The organism is Streptomyces sp. WZ-12, assembly GCF_028898845.1.
Lineage (GTDB): Bacteria > Actinomycetota > Actinomycetes > Streptomycetales > Streptomycetaceae > Streptomyces.
Genome location: NZ_CP118574.1, coordinates 5,971,684 through 5,996,236, shown reverse-complemented (window position 1 = coordinate 5,996,236; position 24,553 = coordinate 5,971,684). Strand labels below are relative to the sequence as shown.

At 71.5% G+C, this 24,553-nt stretch carries 22 protein-coding genes; 5 read left to right on the top strand and 17 right to left on the bottom strand.

Annotation, left to right across the window (positions count from 1 at the left end; translation table 11 throughout):
* Window positions 1-40: 40 nt before the first annotated feature.
* Window positions 41-760, bottom strand: coding sequence for a TerB family tellurite resistance protein (locus tag PV796_RS25870; RefSeq protein WP_274919246.1), 720 nt, complete (start codon window positions 758-760; stop codon window positions 41-43).
* 226 nt (window positions 761-986) lie between these two features.
* Window positions 987-2,744, bottom strand: coding sequence for a 2-isopropylmalate synthase (leuA, locus tag PV796_RS25865; protein ID WP_274915780.1), 1,758 nt, complete (start codon window positions 2,742-2,744; stop codon window positions 987-989).
* Window positions 2,745-3,036: 292 nt separating this feature from the next.
* Between leuA and PV796_RS25860 the strand changes: the two genes are divergently transcribed.
* Window positions 3,037-4,131 carry a M4 family metallopeptidase gene (locus PV796_RS25860; RefSeq protein WP_274915779.1) on the top strand — a complete coding sequence of 365 codons (1,095 nt, stop codon included), beginning with the start codon at window positions 3,037-3,039 and terminating at the stop codon, window positions 4,129-4,131.
* Between the two features lie 88 nt (window positions 4,132-4,219).
* A complete protein-coding gene (locus tag PV796_RS25855; RefSeq protein WP_274915778.1) occupies window positions 4,220-4,486 on the top strand; it encodes a protealysin inhibitor emfourin in 267 nt (88 codons plus the stop codon).
* Between the two features lie 487 nt (window positions 4,487-4,973).
* On the opposite strand, the gene era is transcribed toward PV796_RS25855, so the two are convergent.
* The 6 genes from era to PV796_RS25825 all read right to left on the bottom strand — a co-directional run bounded on the left by era (window position 4,974) and on the right by PV796_RS25825 (window position 11,797).
* Window positions 4,974-5,921 carry a GTPase Era gene (gene era, locus PV796_RS25850; RefSeq protein ID WP_376570346.1) on the bottom strand — a complete coding sequence of 316 codons (948 nt, stop codon included), beginning with the start codon at window positions 5,919-5,921 and terminating at the stop codon, window positions 4,974-4,976.
* A gap of 97 nt (window positions 5,922-6,018) precedes the next feature.
* The gene (locus tag PV796_RS25845; RefSeq protein ID WP_274915776.1) at window positions 6,019-6,381 is read right to left on the bottom strand and encodes a cytidine deaminase; all 363 of its coding nucleotides are present in this window, start codon (window positions 6,379-6,381) and stop codon (window positions 6,019-6,021) included.
* A gap of 1,028 nt (window positions 6,382-7,409) precedes the next feature.
* Window positions 7,410-8,729: a hemolysin family protein gene (locus PV796_RS25840; RefSeq protein ID WP_274915775.1), complete on the bottom strand. Its 1,320-nt coding sequence runs from the start codon at window positions 8,727-8,729 to the stop codon at window positions 7,410-7,412.
* Window positions 8,730-8,740: 11 nt separating this feature from the next.
* Window positions 8,741-9,238 carry an rRNA maturation RNase YbeY gene (gene ybeY / locus PV796_RS25835; RefSeq protein WP_274915774.1) on the bottom strand — a complete coding sequence of 166 codons (498 nt, stop codon included), beginning with the start codon at window positions 9,236-9,238 and terminating at the stop codon, window positions 8,741-8,743.
* Between the two features lie 41 nt (window positions 9,239-9,279).
* Entirely contained in the window at window positions 9,280-10,281 is a 1,002-nt protein-coding gene (locus tag PV796_RS25830; RefSeq protein WP_274915773.1) for a PhoH family protein, read from the bottom strand.
* Window positions 10,282-10,603: 322 nt separating this feature from the next.
* Window positions 10,604-11,797, bottom strand: a complete 1,194-nt coding sequence (locus tag PV796_RS25825) for a carbohydrate kinase family protein (protein ID WP_274915772.1) — start codon at window positions 11,795-11,797, stop codon at window positions 10,604-10,606.
* Window positions 11,798-11,864: 67 nt separating this feature from the next.
* On the opposite strand from PV796_RS25825, the gene PV796_RS25820 reads away from it, so the two are divergent.
* Window positions 11,865-13,205, top strand: a complete 1,341-nt coding sequence (locus PV796_RS25820) for a 6-phospho-beta-glucosidase (protein ID WP_274915771.1) — start codon at window positions 11,865-11,867, stop codon at window positions 13,203-13,205.
* Between the two features lie 696 nt (window positions 13,206-13,901).
* Here PV796_RS25820 and PV796_RS25815 read toward each other — a convergent pair.
* The 3 genes from PV796_RS25815 to PV796_RS25805 form a co-directional block, all read right to left on the bottom strand.
* Window positions 13,902-14,531 carry an MBL fold metallo-hydrolase gene (locus PV796_RS25815; RefSeq protein ID WP_274915770.1) on the bottom strand — a complete coding sequence of 210 codons (630 nt, stop codon included), beginning with the start codon at window positions 14,529-14,531 and terminating at the stop codon, window positions 13,902-13,904.
* Complete coding sequence (locus PV796_RS25810; RefSeq protein ID WP_274915769.1) at window positions 14,531-15,616, bottom strand: S-(hydroxymethyl)mycothiol dehydrogenase; 1,086 nt, start codon at window positions 15,614-15,616, stop codon at window positions 14,531-14,533. The genes PV796_RS25815 and PV796_RS25810 overlap by 1 nt, the downstream gene beginning before the upstream one ends.
* Window positions 15,617-15,743: 127 nt before the next feature.
* A complete protein-coding gene (locus PV796_RS25805) occupies window positions 15,744-17,075 on the bottom strand; it encodes an enolase C-terminal domain-like protein (protein WP_274915768.1) in 1,332 nt (443 codons plus the stop codon).
* A 221-nt stretch (window positions 17,076-17,296) separates the two neighbouring features.
* Here PV796_RS25805 and PV796_RS25800 point away from each other — a divergent pair, with 221 nt between their 5' ends.
* Complete coding sequence (locus PV796_RS25800; RefSeq protein WP_274915767.1) at window positions 17,297-18,091, top strand: HAD family acid phosphatase; 795 nt, start codon at window positions 17,297-17,299, stop codon at window positions 18,089-18,091.
* A gap of 58 nt (window positions 18,092-18,149) precedes the next feature.
* Here PV796_RS25800 and PV796_RS25795 read toward each other — a convergent pair whose 3' ends face one another.
* Together PV796_RS25795 and PV796_RS25790 are read right to left on the bottom strand one after the other, a co-directional pair.
* Entirely contained in the window at window positions 18,150-19,055 is a 906-nt protein-coding gene (locus PV796_RS25795) for a ribonuclease Z (RefSeq protein ID WP_274915766.1), read from the bottom strand.
* 6 nt (window positions 19,056-19,061) lie between these two features.
* Complete coding sequence (locus PV796_RS25790; protein ID WP_274915765.1) at window positions 19,062-19,421, bottom strand: histidine triad nucleotide-binding protein; 360 nt, start codon at window positions 19,419-19,421, stop codon at window positions 19,062-19,064.
* A gap of 195 nt (window positions 19,422-19,616) precedes the next feature.
* Between PV796_RS25790 and PV796_RS25785 the strand changes: the two genes are divergently transcribed.
* Complete coding sequence (locus PV796_RS25785) at window positions 19,617-20,048, top strand: OsmC family protein (protein WP_274915764.1); 432 nt, start codon at window positions 19,617-19,619, stop codon at window positions 20,046-20,048.
* A 368-nt stretch (window positions 20,049-20,416) separates the two neighbouring features.
* On the opposite strand, the gene PV796_RS25780 is transcribed toward PV796_RS25785, so the two are convergent.
* From PV796_RS25780 to hrcA, 4 genes are all read right to left on the bottom strand, one after another.
* Window positions 20,417-21,166, bottom strand: a complete 750-nt coding sequence (locus PV796_RS25780; RefSeq protein ID WP_274915763.1) for a 16S rRNA (uracil(1498)-N(3))-methyltransferase — start codon at window positions 21,164-21,166, stop codon at window positions 20,417-20,419.
* Window positions 21,163-22,299 carry a nitronate monooxygenase gene (locus PV796_RS25775; protein WP_274915762.1) on the bottom strand — a complete coding sequence of 379 codons (1,137 nt, stop codon included), beginning with the start codon at window positions 22,297-22,299 and terminating at the stop codon, window positions 21,163-21,165. The genes PV796_RS25780 and PV796_RS25775 overlap by 4 nt, the downstream gene beginning before the upstream one ends.
* Window positions 22,300-22,386: 87 nt before the next feature.
* A complete protein-coding gene (gene dnaJ, locus PV796_RS25770) occupies window positions 22,387-23,523 on the bottom strand; it encodes a molecular chaperone DnaJ (protein ID WP_274915761.1) in 1,137 nt (378 codons plus the stop codon).
* Window positions 23,524-24,540 carry a heat-inducible transcriptional repressor HrcA gene (gene hrcA / locus PV796_RS25765; protein ID WP_274915760.1) on the bottom strand — a complete coding sequence of 339 codons (1,017 nt, stop codon included), beginning with the start codon at window positions 24,538-24,540 and terminating at the stop codon, window positions 23,524-23,526.
* Window positions 24,541-24,553 lie beyond the last annotated feature (13 nt).

The window sequence follows — 24,553 nt, the reverse complement described above, 5'->3', positions numbered from 1 at the left end:
GCGGGGCGTCAGCGGTTCCGGAGGGAGACCTCTCCCCCGCTCAGCCGGGATACCGCGGCGTCCGCGCCGCCGCAGCCACCAGCCGGTCCACGTCCTGCGGGCGGAGCGTGAGCGCATCGCCCGCGGTGCTCAGCACCTCGCGCTCGGCGGGGCTGCACGGGCCGTCGGCCAGCGCGATCCGGGCGCCCTGGAGGAGCAGCGACTCCCGCCCGGCGGGGGCGAGATGGGGCGCCAGCGGCTCCAGCGCCTCGTGGAGCTCTATGGCCAGCGCGGTGCCGCAGGGGTCGAGCCCCCGGTGTGCGCAGTGGCCGCCGGTGGCCGCCTCGTAGGTGCCGGTCATCCGGCCGGTGTCGGCGGCGAGCGCGGCGAGCAGGGTCAGCAGGTGGTCCTCGGTGCAGTCGGCGGAGCCGGCCGCGCGGACCGCGGTGACCGCGGCGTCCCGGACCGTGCGGGAGGCCGTGCCGCCGGCCGCCAACAGCGCCAGGGTCAGGGTGTGGACGGCGTCCCGGAGCATCGCCGAGAGCCGTACGGTGGTCGGGTGGTCGAGCGCGTCCAGCCCGAAGCGGCCCTGGCAGGCGACGCATTCGAGGATCGGGCCGGCGTCGCCGCGGCCGAGGACGGGGACGCCGAGGACGAGCAGGCGGCGCCGGCCGGTGCGGCGGAGGTAGTTGCGGTCGCCGCCGCAGTCGGGACAGAAGAACTCACCGTCGGCAACGGTCCGCCACGAGGTGCGCACCCCCACCACACATACGTTGCGCATCACGTCAGCCCTCCGCCATGCCGCGGCCTCTTCGCCGTTCGTTACGTGATGTTAGCCACATCGGTGATGCGGCGTCAGTACCTCGTATCGGACAACGGCCGGACGCCTGGCCGGAATACCGGCGCGGATGCGTACGCGATGTGTACGGGACGCCGGGCGCACGGGACGGCCCCGCCGCTCCGGGCGGGAGCGACGGGGCCGTAGCGCGCAGGGGGTGCGAACGGGCTCAGCGCGCCGCGCGGTTGACGGCGGAGACCACGGCCTTCAGGGAGGCGCGGGTGGTGTTGGCGTCGATGCCGATGCCCCACAGCACCTTGCCGTCGATGGCGCACTCGATGTACGAGGCGGCCTGCGCGGAGGCGCCCTCGCTCATGGTGTGCTCCTGGTAGTCGAGCAGGCGGGCGTCGATGCCCAGGCCCTGGAGCGCGTGGAAGAACGCGGAGATCGGACCGTTGCCCGACCCCACCAGTACGGACTCCACGCCGTCCATCTCGGCCTCGACGGTGAGGGTGTCCACGCCGTCCTTGTCGGTGGTGGTCTGGCCGGCCTTGAGCTGGATGCGGCCCCACGGGTTCAGCGGGTTGGGCAGGTACTCGTCCTGGAAGGTGTCCCAGATGTCCTTCGGGGTGACCTCGCCGCCCTGGGTGTCGGTCTTCTCCTGGATGATCCGGGAGAACTCGATCTGCATCCGGCGCGGCAGGTCCAGCTTGTGGTCGTTCTTCAGGACGTAGGCGATACCGCCCTTGCCGGACTGCGAGTTGACGCGGATGACCGCCTCGTAGGAGCGGCCGACGTCCTTGGGGTCGATGGGCAGGTACGGCACCGCCCACTCGATGTCGTCGACGGTCTTGCCCTGGGCGGCCGCGTCGGCCTCCATCGCGTCGAACCCCTTCTTGATGGCGTCCTGGTGGGAGCCGGAGAAGGCGGTGTAGACCAGGTCGCCCGCGTAGGGGTGGCGCGGGTGGACCTCCATCTGGTTGCAGTACTCGCTGGTGCGACGGATCTCATCGATCTGCGAGAAGTCGATCTGCGGGTCGACGCCCTGGGAGAAGAGGTTCATGCCCAGGGTGACCAGGTCGACGTTGCCGGTGCGCTCGCCCTGCCCGAACAGGCAGCCCTCGACGCGGTCCGCCCCGGCCATCACAGCCAGTTCGGCCGCGGCCACGGCCGTCCCGCGGTCGTTGTGCGGATGCGTCGACAGGCACACGAACTCCCGCCGGCTCAGGTTCCGACTCATCCACTCGAACCGGTCGGCGTGCGTGCTGGGCGTCGAACGCTCCACGGTGGCCGGCAGGTTGAGGATGATCTCGCGCCCCTCCTCGGGCTGCCAGACGTCCATCACGCCCTCGCAGACCTCCAGCGCGAAGTCCAGCTCGGTGTCGGTGAAGATCTCCGGGCTGTACTGGTAGCCGAAGACGGTCTCGTCGCCCAGCAGCTTCTCGGCGTACTCCACCACCAGCCGGGTGCCGTCCACCGCGATCTGCTTGACCTGCTCCTTCGAGCCGCGGAAGACGACCCGGCGGAAGGTGGGGGCGGTGGCGTTGTAGAGGTGGACGGTGGCCCGGGGCGCACCGCGCAGCGACTCCACCGTCCGCTCGATCAGCTCCTCCCGCGCCTGCGTCAGCACGGAGATCGTCACGTCCTCCGGGATGGCACCGTCCTCGATGATCGACCGCACGAACGCGAAGTCGGTCTCGCCGGACGACGGGAAGCCGACCTCGATCTCCTTGTAGCCCATGCGCACCAGCAGGTCGAACATCTCGCGCTTGCGGGCCGGCGACATGGGGTCGATCAGCGCCTGGTTGCCGTCCCGCAGATCGGTGGAGAGCCAGCGCGGCGCCTTGGTGATCCGCTTCTCCGGCCAGCTCCGCCCGGTCAGTTCCACGGCCTCGAACGGGCGGTACTTGTGGACCGGCATGCCGGAAGGGGCCTGCGTGTGGGTGGCGTTGGTGATCGGCGTGGGGCGGCCGACGGGCTGCGACATTGCGTAGGGCTCCTCGGGGAGATCCATTGGACGGCCGACGGTCGAACGCAGCACCAGATCCCGCGGGGAGGGGGTCGGCCTACGACTACAGGCCCTCGCCGCGGCAGCTAAGGAGAAGCAGCCCGAAACGCATGATGCACAGCACGTTAGCGGAGGCGCGGGGGAGCCGCAGTCGCGTATCAGTATGCGGGACCGCCCGGACACAGCGGCGAAAATGCGACCAACCACACGTTTTCGGGAACTTCGGCCGCTGCCAGTGACAGACGCATTACGCAATGCCACCGTTTTGTCTATGAGCGAATCCGTGACCCCCCAACAGCGCACCGCGGCGGCCCCCACCACGCCCACCTTCTGCACCATCATCCCGCCGCACATCCTCGGCAAGCTGTCCGAGTCCGACGATCCGGCCCACCACGAGCCGGCCCGCCGCACCCTGGAGCACGACGCCCTCCACCGCACCCGGCGCAACGACCTGACCGCCCAACTGATCGCCCCGGACGAGGCCCGGGCCGACGCCGACAAGCCCCACCGCACCATCTACGACGCCGGTCACCAGCAGAACCTCCCCGGCACCAAGGTCCACGCCGAGGCCGACGGCCCCTCCAAGGACGCCTCCGTCAACCGCGCACAGGCCGGCCTCGGCGCGACCTTCGAGTTCTACCTCAAGGCGTACAACCGCAAGTCCATCGACGGCGCCGGCCTCCCGCTCGACGCCACCGTCCACTACGGCCAGAAGTACGACAACGCCTTCTGGGACGGCCAGCGGATGGTCTTCGGCGACGGCGACGGCACCCTCTTCAAGGACTTCACCATCCCCGTCGACGTCATCGGCCACGAACTCACCCACGGCGTCACGCAGTACACCGCCGCCCTCGACTACCAGGGCCAGTCCGGCGCCCTCAACGAGTCCCTCTCCGACGTCTTCGGCTCCCTCATCAAGCAGTACGCCCTCAAACAGACCGCCGACCAGGCCGACTGGCTGATCGGCGCCGACCTGCTCGCCCCCGGCGTGCACGGCCAGGCCCTGCGCTCCATGAAGGCCCCCGGCACCGCCTACGACGACCCGCACCTGGGCAAGGACCCGCAGCCCGCCACGATGGCCGGCTACGTCCAGACCGCCGACGACAACGGCGGCGTCCACCTGAACTCCGGCATCCCCAACCACGCCTTCTACCTCGTCGCCAGCGCCCTCGGCGGCAAGGCGTGGGAGCGCGCCGGCCAGATCTGGTACGACGTCCTCACCGGCGGCCACCTGGCCAAGACCGCCCAGTTCGCCGACTTCGCCAACCTCACGGTCCAGGCCGCCCAGACCCGCTACGGCGGTTCGGGCGCCGAACACGAGGCCGTCGTCAAGGCATGGTCGACGGTGGGCGTCACCGGTAAGTAACCCCTCAGGGGCGGGGGTCGCGCCTCCCTGGGTCGCGTGTCACCTCCTGGCGCGCGACTACTCCCGCCCCAACGGGTAGGACTCCCCCATGCACATCCACATCCGCCGCACGGGCGGCTTCACCGCCATCGAGCGACGCGCCGAGGTCGACACGACCGACCGCCCCGACGCCACCGCATGGCACGCCCTCGCCGCGCACGCGATGGCCGCGGCGCACGCCGCACCGCCGACCGGCGTCCCCGACGGCTTCCGTTACGCCCTCACCGTCGACGGCAAGACGGCCTACTGCGCGGACCCCGATCTCACCGACGAGCAGCGGGAGTTGATCACTCGCGTGCTCAAAGAAGGCGCGTAGGTTTTTGCCTCCCACGTTGTTGGCTTTCCCGCCGCGGGGGTTGCTGTTCTTTGCGCCTGCGGCGCAGGCTTTGTTGGCCGCTGCGCGGGGCTGTTGGGTGCGGTGGCGGGTCTTCGGGGCCGGTATGCCAGACTGCTTCGCTTTACGTCTGGCATACCGGCCCCGAAGACCCGCCACCTCCCGTTGAGGGGTGGGAAGAAGGTGAGTTGGGGCCGAGGTGACGGGTCCTCTTACGGTCACCACTCAACCCAGCGGCCCGAGTTGGCCCACCGGCAGGACGTGGCACCCACCATCTTTCCCACCCACCCACGGGAGGGGACGGGCCGGAGGGGTGGGTGTGCAGGACGTAAAGCGAAGCAGTCCTGCACACCCACCCCGCAGGCCCGTCACCGCACCCCGAAAGCCCCGCGCAGCGGACCAAAGCTCTTGCGCCGCAGGCGCAAAGAACAGCAACCCCCACGGCGGGAAAGCCGACAACGCGGGAAGCCTAAAACCCCAGCTTGCGGAGCTGCTTAGGGTCCCGCTGCCAATCCTTGGCGACCTTCACGTGGAGGTCGAGGAAGACCGGCGTCCCGAGCAACGCCTCAATGTGCTTGCGGGACTTCGTGCCGACCTCCTTCAACCGCTTGCCCTTGGGGCCGATGATGATCCCCTTCTGGCTGGGGCGCTCGATGTAGACGTTGGCGTGGATGTCCAACAGCGGCTTGTCGGCGGGGCGGTCTTCGCGAGGCAGCATCTCCTCGACGACGACGGCGATCGAGTGCGGCAGCTCGTCGCGGACGCCCTCCAGTGCCGCCTCGCGGATCAGCTCGGCGACCATCACCTGCTCCGGCTCGTCGGTGAGGTCGCCCTCCGGGTAGAGGGCCGGGCTCTCGGGGAGCAGCGGGACGAGGAGGTCGGCGAGGAGCGAGACCTGCTTGTCGCCGACGGCCGACACCGGAATGATCTCGGTCCACTCGATGCCCAGCTCCTTGCCGAGCTGGTCGATCGCGAGGAGCTGGGCGGCCAACGCCTTGGAGTCGACCAGGTCGGTCTTGGTGACGATGGCGACCTTGGGCGTCTTCTTGATGTCGGCCAGCTCGCTGGCGATGTAGCGGTCGCCGGGGCCGATCTTCTGGTCAGCCGGGAGGCAGAAACCGATCACGTCGACCTCGGACCAGGTGGTGCGGACCACGTCGTTGAGCCGCTCGCCGAGCAGCGTGCGCGGCTTGTGCAGGCCCGGGGTGTCGACCAGCACGAGCTGGGCGTCGGGGCGGTGCACGATGCCGCGGACGGTGTGGCGGGTGGTCTGCGGGCGGTTGGAGGTGATCGCCACCTTCGTCCCGACGAGAGCGTTCGTCAGGGTGGACTTGCCCGCGTTGGGGCGGCCGACGAAGCAGGCGAAGCCGGCGCGGTGCGGGACGGTGGACTCGGTACGAACGCTCATGGCGCCCATTCTCCCCGATCCCCGCGGTCGCTCCGACCATCCGCCGCTCCGTCCGACGGGGGAGCCGGGGCGGGGCGCGTCGGTACGGCGCCCCGCCCGGGGACGGTCAGACCGACGGACCGGCCGCGGTGCTGGCGCGCAGGGTGCCGTCAGGGGCGGCCACCAGGACCGGGGTGTCCGGGCCGCCGAGGTCGCGGACGGCCGCCCGGTCGGCGTCGGCGGCCTGCTCGGCGTCGGTGACCACGGCCGCGGCCTCCAGGGACGTGGCGCCGCTGGCGACGGCCATCGCGACGGCCGTCTGGAGCGCGCTGAGCTTGAGGGAGTCCAGCGCGACGGTGCCCGCGACGTAGGTGCGGCCGGTCTCGTCGCGGACGGCGGCGCCCTCCGGGACGCCGTTGCGGGCCCGCGCCGAACGCGCGAGCGTGATGATCTTGCGGTCTTCGGGATCCAGCGGTGCGGAGTCGGTCATGCGCCCCAGCGTATTCGCTGCGCTTGGCGGGCTTCCCACGTTGTTGGCCGTCCCGCCGCGGGGGTTGCTCGCCGTTGATTACGCCAACGGCGCGGGACGGTGCCGGTCCGCTGCCGGTCCGCTGCGCGGGGCGGCTTGAGTTGTCTGGTCCGCTACGCGGGGCGGGTGGGGTTGTCTGGTCCGCTGCGCGGGGCTGTCGGGTTGCGGTGACGGGCCTCCGGGGGCGGCATGCCAGACTGCTTCGCTTTACGTCTGGCACACCCCCCCCTCCGGCCCGTCCCCTCCCGTTGAGGGGTGGGAAGAAGGTGAGTTGGGGCCGGCCACTGTGGTCCTCTGACGGTCACCACCCAGTTGCCAGGGCCACCCGTCCTCTTACAGTCACCACGCAGGCTCAAGCGTCCCCGTACAGTCACCACGCAGGCTCACACGTCTTCTGACGGTCACCACTCAACCCAACGGCCCGAGTTGACCCACCGGCAGGACGTGGCACCCACCATCTTTCACCACCCTCCAACGGGAGGGGACGGGCCGGAGGGGTGGGTGTGCAGGACGTAAAGCGAAGCAGTCCTGCACACCCACCCCGGAGGTCCGTCACCGCACCCCAACAGCCCCGCGCAGCGGACCGGCAGCGGACCAACTCAGCCCGCGCCGCAAGGCGCAAACAGCAACCCCCACGGCGGGAAAGCCGACAACGTCCGTTGGCTGAAGCACCGCTTGCCCCGCTCCCCTGTACCGGGGCACCCGGCTCTTCAGCCAACGTCGTTTCCGGATCCGCCTCGCCGGCGGCGCTCGCGCATCAGACGCGCGGGTCGCCCTTCCGTCGTCACCGCCCGCCGCCAGGCGGCTCGCGACCGGCGCCGACTCGAAGATCCTTCCACGGGCTCAGCGAGGGAATCCAGCGCTCCCGGACATGGCTTTGAGGATATTTCCGGTGCACTGCCGATCAGTTGTGGTGTGGGGCCGAGCGGCCCGGAATTGCGGGCGCCCGCGGCCTTTCGGCCGCGGGCGCGAGGTGGGTGGGCGGGCAGTCAGCGACCGACGCCGTCACCCTCCGCAGCCGCCGCGCGGACCGGCTCGCAGAGCACCGTGACGATCTTGTTGCGGCGGCCGGCCGGCGACTCGGCGATCAGCCGCAGCGCCTTCAGGTCCGGGTCCGAGCCGTCGTCGGAGAGGTCGACCTCGACGGTCGCCCCGGCGATCGGGACCCGACCCAACAGCTTCGCCAGCAGCCCGCCGACGGTCTCCACGTCCTCGTCGTCCAGCTCCGCCAGCCCGTACAGCTCGCCCAGCGCACCGATGTCCAGCCGGGCGGTGACGCGGTACCGGCCGGCGCCCAGGTCCTGCACGGGCGGCAGTTCGCGGTCGTACTCGTCGGTGATCTCGCCGACGATCTCCTCCAGGATGTCCTCGATGGTCACGATGCCGGCGGTGCCGCCGTACTCGTCGATCACCACCGCGACGTGGTTGCGGTCCCGCTGCATCTCGCGCAGCAGGTCGCCGGCGTTCTTGGTGTCCGGGACGAACACCGCCGGGCGCATCGCGGTGGACACCAACTCGGTCTCCGCTTCCCGGCTGATGTGCACCTTGCGGGCGAGGTCCTTGAGGTAGACGATGCCGACGATGTCGTCCTCGTTCTCCCCGGTCACCGGGATGCGGGAGAAGCCGGAGCGCAGGGCGAGGGTGAGCGCCTGGCGGATGGTCTTGAAGCGCTCGACGGAGATGAGGTCGGTGCGCGGCACCATCACCTCCCGGACGAGGGTGTCGCCGAGTTGGAAGACGGAGTGCACCATCCGGCGCTCCTCGTCCTCGATCAGCGACTCCTTCTCGGCGAGGTCCACCAGCGACCGCAGTTCGGCCTCGGAGGCGAACGGGCCCTTGCGGAAGCCCTTGCCGGGGGTGAGGGCGTTGCCGAGCAGGATCAGCAGTTGCGGCACCGGGCCCATCACCCGGGCCAGCGGCAGCAGCACGTACGCCGCGGCGGTGGCGGTGTTGAGGGGGTGTTGGCGGCCGATGGTGCGCGGGGAGACGCCGACGGCGACGTAGGACACCAGCAGCATCACCGCGATGGCGACGGTCAGCGCCTCCCACGTCGTGTCGAACGCGCGCAGGCAGGCGTAGGTGACCAGGGCGCCGGCGGCCACCTCGCAGCCGACCCGCACCAGCAGCGCGAGGTTGAGGTAGCGGGTGGGGTCGGCGGCGACCGCGGCCAGCTTGGCGCTGCCGCGCCGGCCGGAGCGGACCGCCTCCTCGGCGCGGAAGCTGGTCGTCCGGGTCAGCCCGGCCTCCGCGCAGGCGGCGAGCCAGGCGACGACGACGAGGAGTACCGCGACGGCGATCAGGGTGGTCATGGCGGGCCCCGTCAGGTGACGGTCGGGGCCGGCGAGGGGCCGGTCATCCCGCGCTCCGCCCGCCAGCCGTCGATGATCGCGGCCTGCAGGCCGAACATCTCGACCTTCTCGTCCGGCTCCTCGTGGTCGTAGCCGAGCAGGTGCAGCACGCCGTGCACGGTCAGCAGTTGGAGCTCCTCGTCCATGCTGTGTGCCGTCGGGGCCGCCGCGCCCTGCTGCACGGCGACCTCCGGGCAGAGCACGATGTCACCGAGGAGCCCCTGCGGGGGCTCCTCCTCGTCCTTGGCCGGCGGCCGCAGTTCGTCCATCGGGAAGGACATGACATCCGTCGGGCCGGGCAGGTCCATCCACTGGAGGTGGAGCTGCTCCATGGCCTCGGCGTCCACGACGATGACCGACAGCTCGGAGAGCGGGTGGATCCGCATCCGGGCCAGGGCATAGCGGGCGACGTCGAGGATCGCCTGCTCGTCGATGTCCGTGCCGGACTCGTTGTTGACGTCGATCGACATGGGGAAGTGGGTCTCGCTTCTTTTGAATCGCGCGGCGCGGGCTATTTGCCGTTGCGGCTGTCGTACTTCTCGTAGGCGTCGACAATACGGCCGACCAGCTTGTGCCGGACCACGTCCTTGCTGGTGAGCTCGGAGAAATGCACGTCGTCGACGTCGGTCAGGATCTCCCGGACCTGGCGCAGACCGCTCTTCGTGCCGCCCGGCAGGTCGATCTGGGTCACATCGCCGGTGATGACTATCTTCGAGTCGAACCCGAGCCGGGTGAGGAACATCTTCATCTGCTCGGGATTGGTGTTCTGCGCCTCGTCGAGAATGATGAAGGCGTCGTTGAGGGTCCGGCCGCGCATGTACGCCAGCGGCGCCACCTCGATCGTCCCGGCCGCCATCAGGCGCGGGATGGAGTCGGGGTCGAGCATGTCGTGCAGGGCGTCGTAGAGCGGGCGGAGGTAGGGGTCGATCTTCTCGTAGAGCGTGCCGGGCAGGAAGCCCAGGCGCTCGCCGGCCTCGACCGCGGGGCGGGTCAGGATGATCCGGTTGACCTGCTTGGCCTGGAGGGCCTGCACGGCCTTGGCCATGGCGAGGTACGTCTTGCCGGTGCCGGCCGGGCCGATCCCGAAGACGATGGTGTGCTTGTCGATGGCGTCGACATAGCGCTTCTGGTTGAGCGTCTTGGGGCGGATGGTGCGGCCGCGGTTGGAGAGGATGTTCTGAGTGAGCACCTCTGCCGGGGTCTCGCTGGCTCCGTCGCCGTTCTCCGCCGCGCGCAGCATGGCGATGGAGCGTTCCACTGCGTCCTCCGTCATCGGTTGTCCGGTGCGGAGCACCAGCATCATCTCGTCGAAAAGGCGCTGCACGAGGGCGACTTCCCGGGCGTCGCCGACGGCGCTGATCTCGTTGCCGCGGACGTGGATGTCGGTGGCGGGGAAGGCGTCCTCGATCACACGCAGGAGCGCGTCGCCGGATCCGAGGACCGTCACCATCGGGTGCTTGGCCGGGACCGTGAACTGGGCGCTCGCCTGCGCTCGTGTGGGTGTCTGCGTCATGGGTAGGCCGGGTGGCCTGCTCAACCCCCATCCTTTGCTCATCACAGGTGCGGCCCCTCAAGGAAGGCGTCCGCACTGGCTCCTTGCGTTACCAGAGTACGACGGGCCACTGACACGCCGGCCGGCTTTTCCGGCAGGTGGGGGCGCGGGGGCGTTTCGGCCCCGGGCGCGAGGCCGTCCGCCCGGGGAAGGCCCCTCAAGTCCCGCCCGCCAGGCGGCGCTTCCGGGGCGACGCCGGGTGCGGGGGCGTCGAGCGCGCCCGTCGCAGTGGGCGATGGCGCGGGTACGTTCCGTACGGGCGCAACGCCCACCGCGGCGTCGTTCAGGCCGGCCGGCGGAAGCCGATCGTGGGGACCGCGCGGGCCAGCGGGGGCGGTCCTGCGGGGCGCGCGGCGTCGGTCCCGCCGGGGGCGCCGACGGCCGTGCCGGGGGCCGGCAGCACCGCGTCCAGGAACCCGTACTGGCGGCGCAGCCCGGCGCCGACCGCGGTGTCGCAGGCCCGGACCCGGCGCCACCAGGCGGCGATCTCGGCCCATCCGGGCGCGGAGAGCGAGCCGCCGAACTCCTGCACCGACAGGGCGGCGCTCAGCCCGGCGAAGGCCAGCCGGTCCGCCAGCGGCCACGCGGCGAGGGTGCCGGTGACGAAGCCGGCGACGAAGACGTCCCCGGCGCCGGTCGGGTCCAGCGCCTCCACGACGATGGCGGGCACCTCGGCGGTCTCGCCGCTGCGGGAGTCCACCGCGTAGGCGCCCTCGGAGCCGAGGGTGACCACGGCGAGCGGGACCCGCTCGGCCAGCTTGTGGGCGGCGGTGCGCGGGCAGTCGGTGCGGGTGTAGCGCATCGCCTCCTCGGCGTTGGGCAGGAACGCCTCGCAGTGTTCCAGGTCGGCGAGGTCGGCCGGGTCCCAGCGGCCGGAGTCGTCCCAGCCCACGTCGGCGAAGAGCCGGCTGCCGCGGCCGGCCGCGCAGCCCAGCCAGCCCTCCCGGCGGCCGGGCACGAGCGAGGCGACGCAGGCCCGGGACGGCGGCGGGCAGCCGGGCGCGTGCCGGCCGTCGAAGACGAAGTCCGGCGGCGGGGCCTGGTGGCCGTGCGAGACCATGGTGCGCTCGCCCTCGTAGGCCATCGAGACGGTGACCGGGGAGTGCCAGCCGGGGACCCGGCGGGAGAGCGACAGGTCGATGCCCTCGCCCTGCTCCAGCAGCTCCCAGCAGTACTCGCCGTACATGTCGTCGCCGAACGCGGCGGCCAGGGAGGTGCGCAGCCCCAGCCGGGCCAGCGCGGTGGCCATGTTGGCGACGCCCCCGGGGCTCGATCCCATGCCGCGGGCCCAGGATTCGGTGCCGCGGACCGGGGCGGTGTCCAGGCCGGTGAAGATGATGTCGAGGAAGACGGTGCCGGTGAGGTAGACGTCGGTGGGCGGATCGCCCTCGCGGCGCACCCCGGCCAGCGGATCGAGCCCGGGCGGCGCGGCGGCCGGTCCCGCGGGCGGTTGTACATCGCGTCGGCCACTGTTCACCGCGCTCGCCCCTCTCCTACGCAACTCGTGCCGCCAGTGTGCCTGATGCTGCGGTACGTTCCGCCCCATGAGGCTCTCCATTCTCGGCGGTGGCGGCTTCCGGGTCCCGCTCGTGTACCGCGCGCTGCTCGACGATCCGACACGCTCCGTCTCCGAGTTGACGCTGTACGACACCGATCCGCGACGGGTCGCGGTGATCTCCGACGTGCTGGCCCGGCTGTCGCGGGGCCGTACCGAAGCGGTACCCGTACGGGTGGCGGAATCACTCGACGCGGCGCTGACGGGCGCCGACTTCGTCTTCTCCGCCATCCGGGTCGGCGGCACCGCGGGCCGCATCCGGGACGAGCGAATCCCGCTGTCCGAGGGCGTGTTGGGCCAGGAGACGGTCGGCGCGGGCGGCGTCCTCTACGGGCTGCGGACGATCCCGGTGGCGCTGCACATCGCCGAACGGGTCGCGGCGCTCGCTCCGGGGGCGTGGGTCATCAACTTCACCAATCCCGCCGGGATGGTGACCGAGGCGATGGCTCAGGTACTGGGCGACCGGGTCATCGGGATCTGCGACTCCCCCGTGGGGCTGGTGCGCCGGGCGGCCCGCGCGGCCGGCGCGGACCCGGCGGCCCTGGAGGACCCGATCCGCTCCGGTTACGACTACGTCGGCCTCAACCACCTCGGCTGGCTACGCTCGTTGACCCTGGACGGCACCGATGTGCTGCCCGGCCTGTTGACCGACGAGGCGGCCCTGGGCTCCTTCGAGGAGGGCCGGCTCTTCGGCCCCGACTGGCTCCGCGTCCTCGGCGCCCTGCCCAACGAGTACCTGCACTACTACTACTTCCGCCGGGAGACCCTGCACTCCGTACGGGACACCGCGCAGACCCGCGGGGAGTTCCTGGACCGGCAGCAGGGCGGCTTCTTCGAACGGGCCGCGACGGCCGGTTCCCCGGACGCGGTGTACGAGCTGTGGGAGCGGACCCGGTTGGAGCGCGAGGAGACGTACATGGCGCACAGTCGGGAGGCCACCGGCGGCTGGCAGCGGGACAGCGCGGACCTGGAGGGCGGTGGCTACGACCGGGTCGCGCTGGCCCTGATGCACGCCATCGCGGGCGACTCCGGGCGGCGGCTGATCCTCAACGTCCGCAACGGGACGACGGTGCCGCAACTGCCGTCGGACGCGATCGTGGAGACGGTCTGCGAGGTGACCGCCAAGGGGGCCCGACCGCTGCCCTGCGCGCCGCTGCGCGAGGACCAGTTGGGGCTGATGCTCCAACTCAAGGCGGTCGAGCGCGCCACGGTCGACGCCGCCCTCTTCAAGGACCGCGACGCCGCCCTACGGGCCCTGGCCCTCCACCCGTTGGTCGACTCCGCAACGGTGGCCGCCCGCATCCTCCAACGAACCGCCACCGGCGCTTGAAGCACGCTCGCGTCTCCGATCCGCTCCGGGCCACTGCGATTTCCTCTGGCTCCTCGCTGATCCGCTCCGGTCCGCTCCGGTCCGCTGCGATTTCCTCTCGTCCTCTTTGACCCCCCTGCCCCCTGTCCGCTGCCCCCTGTCCGCTTCTCTCCCCTTTGATCCGATCTGGTCCGCTCCGGTCCTGCCTGATCCTCTCCGGCCTCCTCTGCCCCCTCCCGATCTCCTTTGGTCCTCTCCGATTTCCTCTGGCTCCCCCTCTGGCAACCTCTGAAATACCCTGCGCCTCCCGTACGTTGAGGCTCCGCAGGGGGCCCGCGCACCCCTTACGGGATGCGTTCGCCCAGCCCCGAGGGGGAGTCCCCCAAGGGACCCCCATGGGGGCGCGTCCGCGGAATACCTTGCGGCTTCGGTGCGTTGAGGCCCCGCAGGGGGCTCATGCATCCCCTACGGGATCCGTTCGCACGCCCCCTCAGGGAAGGCGCGACGGCCTGCACAGGGTCTACGTGAGGACCCAACAAACAGGGTCTACGCGAGGGCCCGAGGGGGCGTGGCCCTCGGGCGTGCCCTACGCCGTCGGCTTGTCTCCGGCGCCGCGGAAATACCCGGTGCCTCCTGAGCGTTGAGGCCCCGCAGGGGGTTCATGTGCCCCCTACGGGATGCGTTCGCACGCCCCCTCAGGGAAGCGCTCCCTCGCCCCTAATGCCCCCGCGCCACCCATTCCTCCAGGTGTGGGGCCTCCGTGCCGATGGTCGTCGAGTCGCCGTGGCCGGTGTGGACGGCGGTGTCCGGGGGAAGGGTCAGCAGCCGGTCGCGGATCGAGTCGATGATCGTCGGGAAGTCCGAGAAGGAGCGGCCGGTGGCACCGGGGCCGCCCTGGAAGAGGGTGTCCCCGGTGAACACGGCCTTCAGGTCGGGGGCGTGGAGGCAGACCGCGCCGGGCGCGTGGCCGGGGGTGTGCAGCACTGTCAGGTCGGTGCCGGCGATGGTGAGCACCTGACCGTCCGACAGGTCCCCGTCGGGGGCGGTGTCCGGGTGGGTCTGCTTCCACAGCGGCAGGTCGTCGGGGTGCAGCAGGATCCGCGCGCCCGTGCGGGCGGCGAGCGCCGGGGCCGCGTCGATGTGGTCGTTGTGCGCGTGGGTGCAGATGATCGCGCGCAGGGTGCGTCCGTCGAGGGCCCGGAGGATGGCGTCGGCGTCGTGGGCGGCGTCGATGACGACGGCCTCGGAGCCGTCGCCGACGATCCACACGTTGTTGTCGACGTCCCAGGTGCCGCCGTCGAGGGAGAACGTCCCGGAGGTGACGAGGTGGTCGATGCGGGCGGTCATCACAGCACCACCACCGAACGCAGCACGTCGCCGGCGTGCATCCGGTCGAAGGCCCGCTCCACCTCGTCGATGGCGATGGTCTCGGTGACGAACGCGCCGAGGTCGATCCGGCCCTGCTGGTGGAGGTCGATCAGCATCGGGAAGTCCCGGGACGGCAGGCAGTCGCCGTACCAGGAGGACTTCAGGGCGCCGCCGCGGCCGAAGACGTCCAGGAGGGGGAGTTCCAGGGTCATCTCGGGGGTGGGGACGCCCACCAGGACGACGGTCCCGGCCAGGTCGCGGGCGTAGAACGCCTGCCGGTAGGTCTCCGGGCGGCCGACCGCGTCGATGACGACGTCGGCGCCGAAGCCGCCGGTGAGCTCCCGGACCGCCTCGACGGGGTCGGCGGCACGGGAGTTGACGGTGTGGGTGGCGCCCATGGAGCGGGCGGTCTCCAGCTTGCGGTCGTCGATGTCGATGGCGATGATCTTCGCCGCGCCGGCCAGCCGGGCCCCGACCACCGCCGCGTCGCCGACCCCGCCGCAGCCGATGACCGCGACCGAGTCGCCGCGACCGACGTTCCCGGTGTTGATCGCGGCGCCGATGCCGGCCATCACGCCGCAGCCCAGCAGCCCCGCGACGGCCGGCGCGACCGCCGGGTCGACCTTGGTGCACTGGCCGGCGGCGACCAGCGTCTTGTCGGCGAACGCCCCGATGCCCAGCGCCGGGGACAGCTCGGTACCGTCCTTGAGCGTCATCTTCTGGCGGGCGTTGTGGGTGTTGAAGCAGTACTGGGGCCGCCCGCGCAGGCACGCCCTACAGGAGCCGCACACCGCGCGCCAGTTGAGGATGACGAAGTCCCCTGGGGCGACGTCGGTGACGCCCTCGCCCACCGACTCCACGATGCCCGACGCCTCGTGGCCGAGCAGGAACGGGAAGTCGTCGTTGATGCCGCCCTGCTTGTAGTGCAGGTCGGTGTGGCACACCCCGCACGCCTGGATCTGCACCACGGCTTCCCCGGGCCCCGGGTCGGGCACCAGGATCGTCTCCAGCCGGACCGCCTCGTTCTTGCCCGGCGCCACGACGCCGCGCACTTCCTGTGCCATCGGTACCGCCCCTCTTCAAAGATCACGTACGGGACCACTGTGACGCACCGCCGCCGGGTTGTGCCACACCGCACGCGGCCGCGGCGCGTGCCCCGTTGGTGAGACGGGTGGTTGCCGCCCGCCCGTCTCACCAACGGGGCACGGCCGGGGCGGTCCAGTCGGGGTGGGCGCGGCGCATCGCGGCGGCGTCGTCGCGGTCCCGGTGGGTGCCGTCGTCGGCCAGCCAGCGCTGGTGCAGGGCGGCGAGCCGGTCGCGGTCGAGGGTGACGCCGAGGCCGGGGGCGTCGCCGACGTCCAGGTGGCCGTCGCGGAAGACGGGGCGTTCGGCGAGGACGTCCTCGGTCTGCCAGGGGTAGTGGGTGTCGCAGGCGTGGTCCAGGTTGGGCACGGTGGCCGCCACGTGGGTCATGGCGGCGAGGCTGATGCCCAGGTGGGTGTTGGAGTGCATGGCCAGCCCGAGGCCGAACGTGCGGCAGAGGGCGGCGAGTTCGCGGGTGGCGTGCAGGCCGCCCCAGTAGTGGTGGTCGGAGAGCACGATCCGTACGGCGTCGCGGGCCACCGCCTCGGGTATCTCCTCGAAGGTGGTGACGCACATGTTGGTGGCGAGCGGGATGGGTGTACGGGCGGCGACCTCGGCCATCGCCCCGGTGCCGCTCACCGGGTCCTCCAGGTATTCCAGGACGTCCGCGAGGGCGTCGGCCACCTGGAGCGCGGTGGGCACCGTCCAGGCGCCGTTGGGGTCCAGCCGCAGCGGCCGCCCGGGGAACTCCTCGGCCAGCGCCCGGATCGCGGCGGTCTCCTCCTCCGGTGCGAAGACGCCGCCCTTGAGCTTGAAGGACGTGAAGCCGTGCCGGTCGGCGAAGCGGCGGGCCTGGGCGACGATGCCGGCCGGGTCCAGGGCGGCGCCCCAGTCGTCCGTCTCACCGGGGCCTTCGGGGTGGCGTTGCCAGCGGTAGAAGAGGTAGGCGCTGTAGGGGACGCGGTCGCGCACCGCGCCGCCGAGCAGGGCGTGGACGGGCAGGCCGGCGGCGTGCCCCCAGGCGTCCAGGAGGGCGACCTCGAAACCGGAGCGGACCGAGCGGCGCAGTTTGCCGGCGGTGCGGACGCCGCGCAGCCCGGCGGCGTCCACGCCCTGCGCGCCCCCGTTCCCGCCGTGCGCGCCGGCTGCTACGAGGGAGTCCGCGCCGGTCCGTTCGGCGAGCGTCGCCAGGCCGTTCAGGTCCGTGACCGATCGGCCGACGAGGGCGTTGGCCAACGGGCGGGCCAGGGCGAGGTATTCGGTGTCCCCGTAGGTCTCGCCCAGGCCGGTGGCGCCGCCCTCGGTGACCACCTCGATGATCAGGCGCGGGGTGTACGGCTGGTGCACGCCTTGGGTGTTGAGAAGTGGGGGGTCGGCGATCAGGACCGGGGTGAGGCGGACCTCGGCGACGAGCAGGTCCGCGGGGCGGGGGGCGACCATCGGCGTTCGTCTCCATATGTAGACAACATCCATGGATCGGGATGGAGGCTAAGGAGCGGGTCGGTATACCGTCAAGGGGCTTACCGGACAGTCCAGTTGAGCCCCGGTTCGGACACCCGGTCCCCACCCTTTATCAATCCGTTAGTCTCCGCGCGTAGATAGTCGCGCACCGCCTCTGTTACACCTACCCGGGACCACCCTGATTCCTGAAGGAGCCGCGCATGCCCCGTCCCGTCCTCTCCCGCCGCGTCCGCCTGGGCGGCGCGGTGGCCGCCGTCCTCGTCGCCGGGACCGCGGTGTTCGGCGCCGGCCAGGCCACCGCCGAGCACTCCGTGCCGCGCACCGACAAGGAGATCCCCAACCTCACGCAGGTCGAGGACAAGATCAAGGCGTACTACGGCGACACGGTGACGGCCGACGGCGAGCACTACGCCTCCCCCACCAGCAACTACGCCCGCCAGGTCCGCGGCATCGAGGCCAAGGCGCGCACCTACCTGGCGCACGCGCTGGCCAAGAAGGACACCGGGAAGGCCAAGCCGGCGATCGTCCTGGACATGGACGACACCACGCTGCTGACCTACAACTACGAGCTGAAGGTCGGCTTCAACTTCACACCCAAGTCCCAGGACGAGTACCTCGAACACACCGACATGGCCGCGGTGTTCGGCATGAACGACCTGGTCACCTGGGCGCACAAGAAGGGCGCCGAGGTCTTCTTCGTCACCGGCCGCAAGGAGGCCCAGCGCGACTGGAGCGTGCGCAACCTCAAGAACGTTGGCTACGACGTCCCGTTGGACCGCGCCCACGTCTACCTGCGGGACAAGGAGCACCCGCCGTCCTACCTGCCGTGCGGCACGACCTGCTCGACCATCGGCTTCAAGTCGGGCACCCGCAAGCACATCGAGTCCCTCGGCTACCGCATCGTCGCCAACTTCGGCGACCAGTACAGCGACCTGGAGGGCGGCGCCGCGCGGCGCACCTTCAAGCTGCCGAACCCGATGTACTACCTGCCGTGAGGCGTGCGGCCCCGGCGCTCGCCCAGGGGCGCCGGGGTCCCGCTCTACGGGCCGCGGGTCAGCGCCTCTTGGGCAGCGGGATCCGCAACAGGTCCCTGGCGACGGTGAGTTCGCCGGCGAAGCCCACCGCCCGCGCCTGCCGCTCGAAATCCGCGGGATCGGCGTAGCGCTGCGAGAAGTGCGTCAGCACCAGGTGCCGCACCCCGGCGTCGACGGCCACCTTCGCCGCCTGGCCGGCCGTCAAGTGTCCGTGGTCCTTCGCCAGTTGGACGTCCTCGTCGAGGAACGTGGACTCGATCACCAGCATGTCCACGCCGTCCGCGAGGGCGTGGACGCCGTCGCACAGCCGGGTGTCCATGACGAAGGCGAAGCTCTGGCCGGGCCGCGCCTCGCTGACCTCGTCGAGGGTCACGCCGCCCAGTTCGCCGTCCCGTTGGAGGCGTCCGACGTCCGGTCCAGCGATGCCGTGGGCGGCCAGCCGCTCCGGCAGCATCCGCCGGCCGTCCGGCTCGGTGAGCCGGTAGCCGTACGACTCGACCGGGTGCGAGAGCTTGCGCGCGGTCAGGACGTAGCTCTTGTCGCGGTCCAGTTCACCGTCGGCGGAGACCGGCCGCTGGGCGATCTTGACGGTCTCGCGGTAGGCGGTGGCGTACCGCAGCCGCTCGAAGAACCGCTCGCCGCTGGCCGGGTAATGGGCCGTCACCGGGTGCGGCACCCGGTCGAGGTTGATCCGCTGGATCACCCCGGCCAGGCCCAGCGAGTGGTCGCCGTGGAAGTGGGTGATGCAGATCCGGTTGAGGTCGTGGGCGGCGACGCCGGCCCGCAGCATCTGCCGCTGGGTGCCCTCGCCCGGGTCGAAGAGCAGCCCCTGGCCGTCCCACCGCAGCAGATAGCCGTTGTGGTTGCGGTGCCGGGTGGGGACCTGGCTGGCGGTCCCGAGGACGACCAGTTCGCGTACCGACATGGCTCGTTATCCGGGAGGCCACTGGAGGCCGCGGCCCCCGAGGACGTGCAGGTGCGCGTGGAAGACGGTCTGGCCGGCGCCGGCGCCGGTGTTGAAGACGACCCGGTAGCCGGTCTCCTCGATCTGGTCCGCGGCGGCGACCTCGCGTGACTCGCGCAGTATGTCGGCGATCACCTCGGGCTCGGCGCCGGCGAGCGACGCCGCGTCCGGGTAGTGCGCCTTGGGGATCACCAGGACGTGCGTGGGTGCCTGGGGATTGATGTCGCGGAAGGCGACGGTGGTCTCCGTCTCACGGACGATCGTCGCCGGTACCTCTCCCGCCACGATCTTGCAGAACAGGCAGTCGGCCTGCGGTTTTCCCGCCACCGGTGGGCTCCTCCCGGGTCGCGCGGCGTGCGCCGTACGCACCGTGCGTACGCCCTCCGGATGCTAGCCGATCACCCCGGGCGGCCCCGCGGGCCGGTCCAGGAGGCCCGGAGTCGATCCTGCGGATCGCGACCGGTCTGACCCTAAGCTGACCTCTCAAGACCGCATTGGCCCCACAAACGGGAGTTATGCACCATGGCAACCACGCGCACCGCCAAGACCCATTGGGAAGGCAACCTCCTCCAGGGCAAGGGCACCGTCGCCCTGGAGTCCTCCAAGGTCGGCACCTACGACGTGAACTGGCCCGCCCGCGCGGAGCAGCCGAACGGCGTCACCAGCCCCGAGGAACTGATCGCGGCGGCCCACTCCTCCTGCTACTCGATGGCCCTCTCGCACGGCCTGGCCGGCAAGGGCCACACCGTCGAAAGCCTCGACACCCAGGCCGACGTCACCTTCCAGCCCGGCGAGGGCATCACCGCGATCGCCCTCACCGTCAAGGCCCGCGTCCCCGGCCTCTCCGCCCCCGACTTCCAGTCCGCGGCCCAGGACGCCAAGCAGAACTGCCCCGTCAGCCAGGCCCTGGCAGGCGTCAAGAACATCACCCTGACCGCCGAACTCCTCACCTGACCAACCCGGGCCCCCAGCCTGGGCATTGACCTCCAGAGCACCACAACGCCCAACCCCCGCCGCCCCCTTCACCACCCCCAACGGGAGGGGGCGGGCCGGAGGGGTGGGTGTGCAGGACGTAAAGCGAAGCAGTCCTGCACACCCACCCCGCAGGCCCGTCACCGCACCCAACAGCCCCGCGCAGCGGACAACAACCCCACCCGCCCCGCGCAGCGGCACCGCCCCGCGCAGCGGAGCCGCAACCCCCACGGCGGGAAAGCCAACAACGTGGGAACCAGCCGGCCGCAGGGCGACGGCGGGAAAGCCGACAACGTGGGACCCAGCCGGCCGCAGGCCCACGGCGGGGAAGGCGACAACGGGGGCCGAACCTAGCCCCAGCGCCCCGTGCGCCCCAGCAGCAACGCCACTGCCGCCGTCCCCGCGGTAGACGTCCGCAACACGCTCGCCCCCAACCGATACGGCTTCGCCCCTGCCTCGGCGAAGAGCGCCAACTCCTCCGGCGCGACGCCCCCTTCTGGGCCGACGACCAGCACGATCGAGCCCTGGGTGGGGAGTTCGGCGGTGGCGAGCGGGCTGCTGCCCTCCTCGTGGAGGACGGCGGCGAAGTCGGCGTCGGCGAGCAGCTCGGCGACCTTCTTGGTCGACAGCGGGTCGGTGACCTGCGGGAAGGTCAGTCGGCGGGACTGCTTGCCGGCCTCCCGTGCGGTGGCCCGCCATTTGGCGAGCGACTTGGCGGCCCGTTCGCCCTTCCACTGGGTGACGCAACGGGCCGCGGGCCACGGCACGATGGCGTCCACCCCGGTCTCCGTCATGGTCTCCACGGCCAGTTCCCCGCGGTCGCCCTTGGGCAGCGCCTGCACGACGGTGAGGGTGGGCGCCGGCGGCTCCTCGGTGCGCAGCGCGGTGACGGCGACGGTGAGCCGGTCCTTGCCCTCGACGGCGGCGACGGTGCCCTCGGCGCCGGTGCCTGCGCCGTCCGTCAGGACGATCTCCTCGCCGACGCGGAGCCGCCGCACCGACACCGCGTGCCGACCCTCGGGGCCGTCCAGGGTGAGCGTGCCGCCGGCCCGTACACCGGCGAGCGCCTCGACGTCGACGAGGAAGACGGGGGCGGTCATGCCGCACCTCCGCCCGTGCCGCAACCGGCATCTCCGCCCGTGCCGCAACCGGCTTCGGGCAGGCGGCCGTTGGCCAACGCGGCGCGGGCGGCGTCGAGTTCGGCCATCAGGACCTCCACCAACTGCCCGGCGGGTAGCTCCCGTGCCAGCCGATGGCCCTGCCCCGCCCAGAGGTTCATCCCCTGGGCGTCGCCCGCCTTGGCGGCGGCCTTGCGGACCGGGGAGGTGAGGTAGTGCACGGCCGGGTAGGCGGCCGGGGCGTACGGGCCGTGCTCGCGAAGGAAACGGTTCACCAGTCCGCGGGCCGGCCGCCCGGAGAACGCCCTGGTCAACTCGGTATGGGTGAACAGGGGGTTGATCAACGCCTGCTTGTGCAGCGGGTGGGCGCCGGACTCGGGGGTGATCAGGAAGGCGGTGCCCAGCTGCGCCATCGTGGCGCCGGCGGCCAGCACCGCGGCGATCTGGGCGCCGCGCATCAGCCCGCCGGCGGCGATCACCGGGATCTGCACCGTCTCCCGCACCTGCGCCAGCAGCGCCACCAAACCCAGCCCGGCGCCGGTGCCGTCGGCGTGTGGGTCGTCCCGGTGGGTGCCCTGGTGGCCGCCCGCCTCCACGCCCTGCACGCACACCGCGTCGGCCCCCGACCACTGCGCGGCCTGCGCCTCGGCGGCCGTGGTGACCGTGACGATGGTGTACGTACCGACCTTGGCGAACGCGTCGAGGACCGCCCGCGAGGGGCATCCGAAGGTGAAGGAGACCACCGGCACCGGGTCGTCGCGGAGGATCGCCAGCTTGGCCTCGTAGCCGTCGTCGGCGGGGGCGTCCGCGTCGCCGAGCTCGGTCTCGTACCAGGTGGCCTCGCCGGCGAGTTGCTCGCGGTAGACCGCGACGGCGGAGGCGTCGGCCAACGGGGGTTGCGGCATGAAGAGGTTGACGCCGAAGGGCCGGCCGGTCAGCCCGCGCAGTTGCTTGATCTCCTGGTACATGCCGTCGGCGGTCTTGTAGCCGGCCGCCAGGAAGCCGAGGCCGCCGGCCTCGCAGACGGCGGCGGCCAACTCGGGTCCGGAGCCACCACCCGCCATCGGGGCCTGCACGATGGGGTGGCGGCAGAGATCGGTGAGCGCGGTGGGCATGCCCACATCGTGTCACGCCCCTCGCCCTGCCCAGAACCGGGGCGACGGCCGCGGGAAACCCCCTGACCACCGCCCCGACCCGTGCGCCTACCGCCCGTTGAACGCGTCCTTCAACCGCGAGAACAGCCCCTGTTGCCCGGGCTGGAACTGTCCCTGCGGGCGCTCCTCGCCGCGCAGCTTGGCCAGCCGGCGCAGCAGTTCCTCCTGCTCGGGCTCCAGCTTGCTCGGGGTCTGCACCTCGACGTGGACGATCAGATCGCCGCGGCCGTTGCCGCGCAGGTGGGTCACGCCGCGGCCGTGCAGCGGGATCGACTGGCCGGACTGGGTGCCGGGCCGGACGTCGACATCCTCCATGCCGTCGAGCGTCTCCAGGGGGCACTTGGTGCCCAGCGCCGCCGCGGTCATCGGGATGGTGACCGTGCAGTGCAGGTCGTCGCCGCGGCGCTGGAACACCGGGTGAGGCAGCTCGTGGATCTCGACGTAGAGGTCGCCGGCGGGGCCGCCGCCGGGGCCGACCTCGCCCTCGCCGGCCAACTGGATCCGGGTGCCGTTGTCGACACCGGCCGGGATCTTGACCGTGAGGGTGCGGCGGGAGCGGATCCGGCCGTCGCCCGCGCACTCCGGGCACGGGGTCGGGACGACCGTGCCGAAGCCCTGGCACTGGGGGCAGGGTCGGGACGTCATGACCTGGCCCAGGAAGGACCGGGTGACCTGCGAGACCTCGCCGCGGCCGCGGCACATGTCACAGGTCTGCGCCGAGGTGCCCGGCGCGGCGCCCTCGCCGCTGCACGTGGTGCAGACGACGGCGGTGTCGACCTGGATGTCCTTGGTGGTGCCGAACGCGGCCTCGCTCAACTCGATTTCGAGGCGGATCATCGCGTCCTGGCCGCGGCGGGTCCGCGAGCGCGGGCCGCGCTGCGAGGCCGTGCCGAAGAACGCGTCCATGATGTCGGAGAAGTTCCCGAAGCCCGCGCCGAAGCCGCCCGCGCCACCGGCGCCGCCGGCCTGCGAGAGGGGGTCGCCACCGAGGTCGTAGACCTGCTTCTTCTGCGGATCCGACAGGACCTCGTAGGCGGCGTTGATCTCCTTGAACCGCTCCTGGGTCTTGGGATCCGGGTTCACATCCGGGTGGAGCTCGCGCGCCAGCCGCCGGAAAGCCTTCTTGATCTGGTCCTGCGAGGCGTCACGGCTGACGCCGAGGACCGAGTAGTAATCCGTGGCCACTTACGACTCCGCGAGGATCTGTCCGACGTAACGTGCCACTGCGCGTACCGCTCCCATCGTTCCGGGGTAGTCCATGCGGGTCGGTCCGACCACGCCCAATTTCGCGACGGCCTCGTCGCCCGAACCGTATCCGACGGTGACGACCGAGGTGGACGTCAGGCCCTCGTGAGCATTCTCATGCCCGATGCGTACGGTCATGCCCGAGTCGTTGGCCTCCCCGAGCAGCTTGAGCAGCACCACGTGCTCCTCAAGGGCTTCCAGCACCGGCCGGATGGTCAGGGGGAAATCATGCCCGAAGCGCGTCAGATTGGCGGTGCCGCCGATCATCAACCGCTCTTCGGTCTCCTCCACCAAAGTCTCCAGCAACACCGACAGTACTGTCGATACGGTGGCCCGGTCGTCCTGTTCGAAGGATTCCGGGAGATCCTGCACGAGCTGCGGGACGTCGGTGAAACGGCGGCCGACGATCCGGCTGTTGAGCCGGGCGCGCAGGTCCGCCAGGGACGTCTCGCCGAACGGCGTCTGGCAGTCGATGAGCCGCTGCTCGACGCGGCCGGTGTCGGTGATCAACACCAGCATCAGCCGGGCCGGGGCCAGCGCCAGCAGCTCGACGTGCCGGACGGTGGACCGCGTCAGGGACGGGTACTGCACCACCGCGACCTGTCGGGTGAGCTGCGCCAGCAGCCGCACGGTGCGGCCCACCACGTCGTCGAGGTCGACGGCGCCGTCCAGGAAATTCTGGATCGCCCGCCGCTCGGGGACGGACAGCGGCTTGACGCCGGCCATCTTGTCGACGAAGAGGCGGTAGCCCTTGTCGGTCGGGATCCGGCCGGCGCTGGTGTGCGGCTGGGCGATGAAGCCCTCGTCCTCCAGGGCCGCCATGTCATTGCGGACGGTGGCCGGGGAGACGCCCAGCTTGTGGCGCTCGGTGAGGGCCTTGGAGCCGACCGGCTCCTCCGTCCCTACGTAGTCCTGGACGATGGCGCGCAGCACTTCGAGCCTGCGTTCACTGAGCATTTCCGCCACCTCC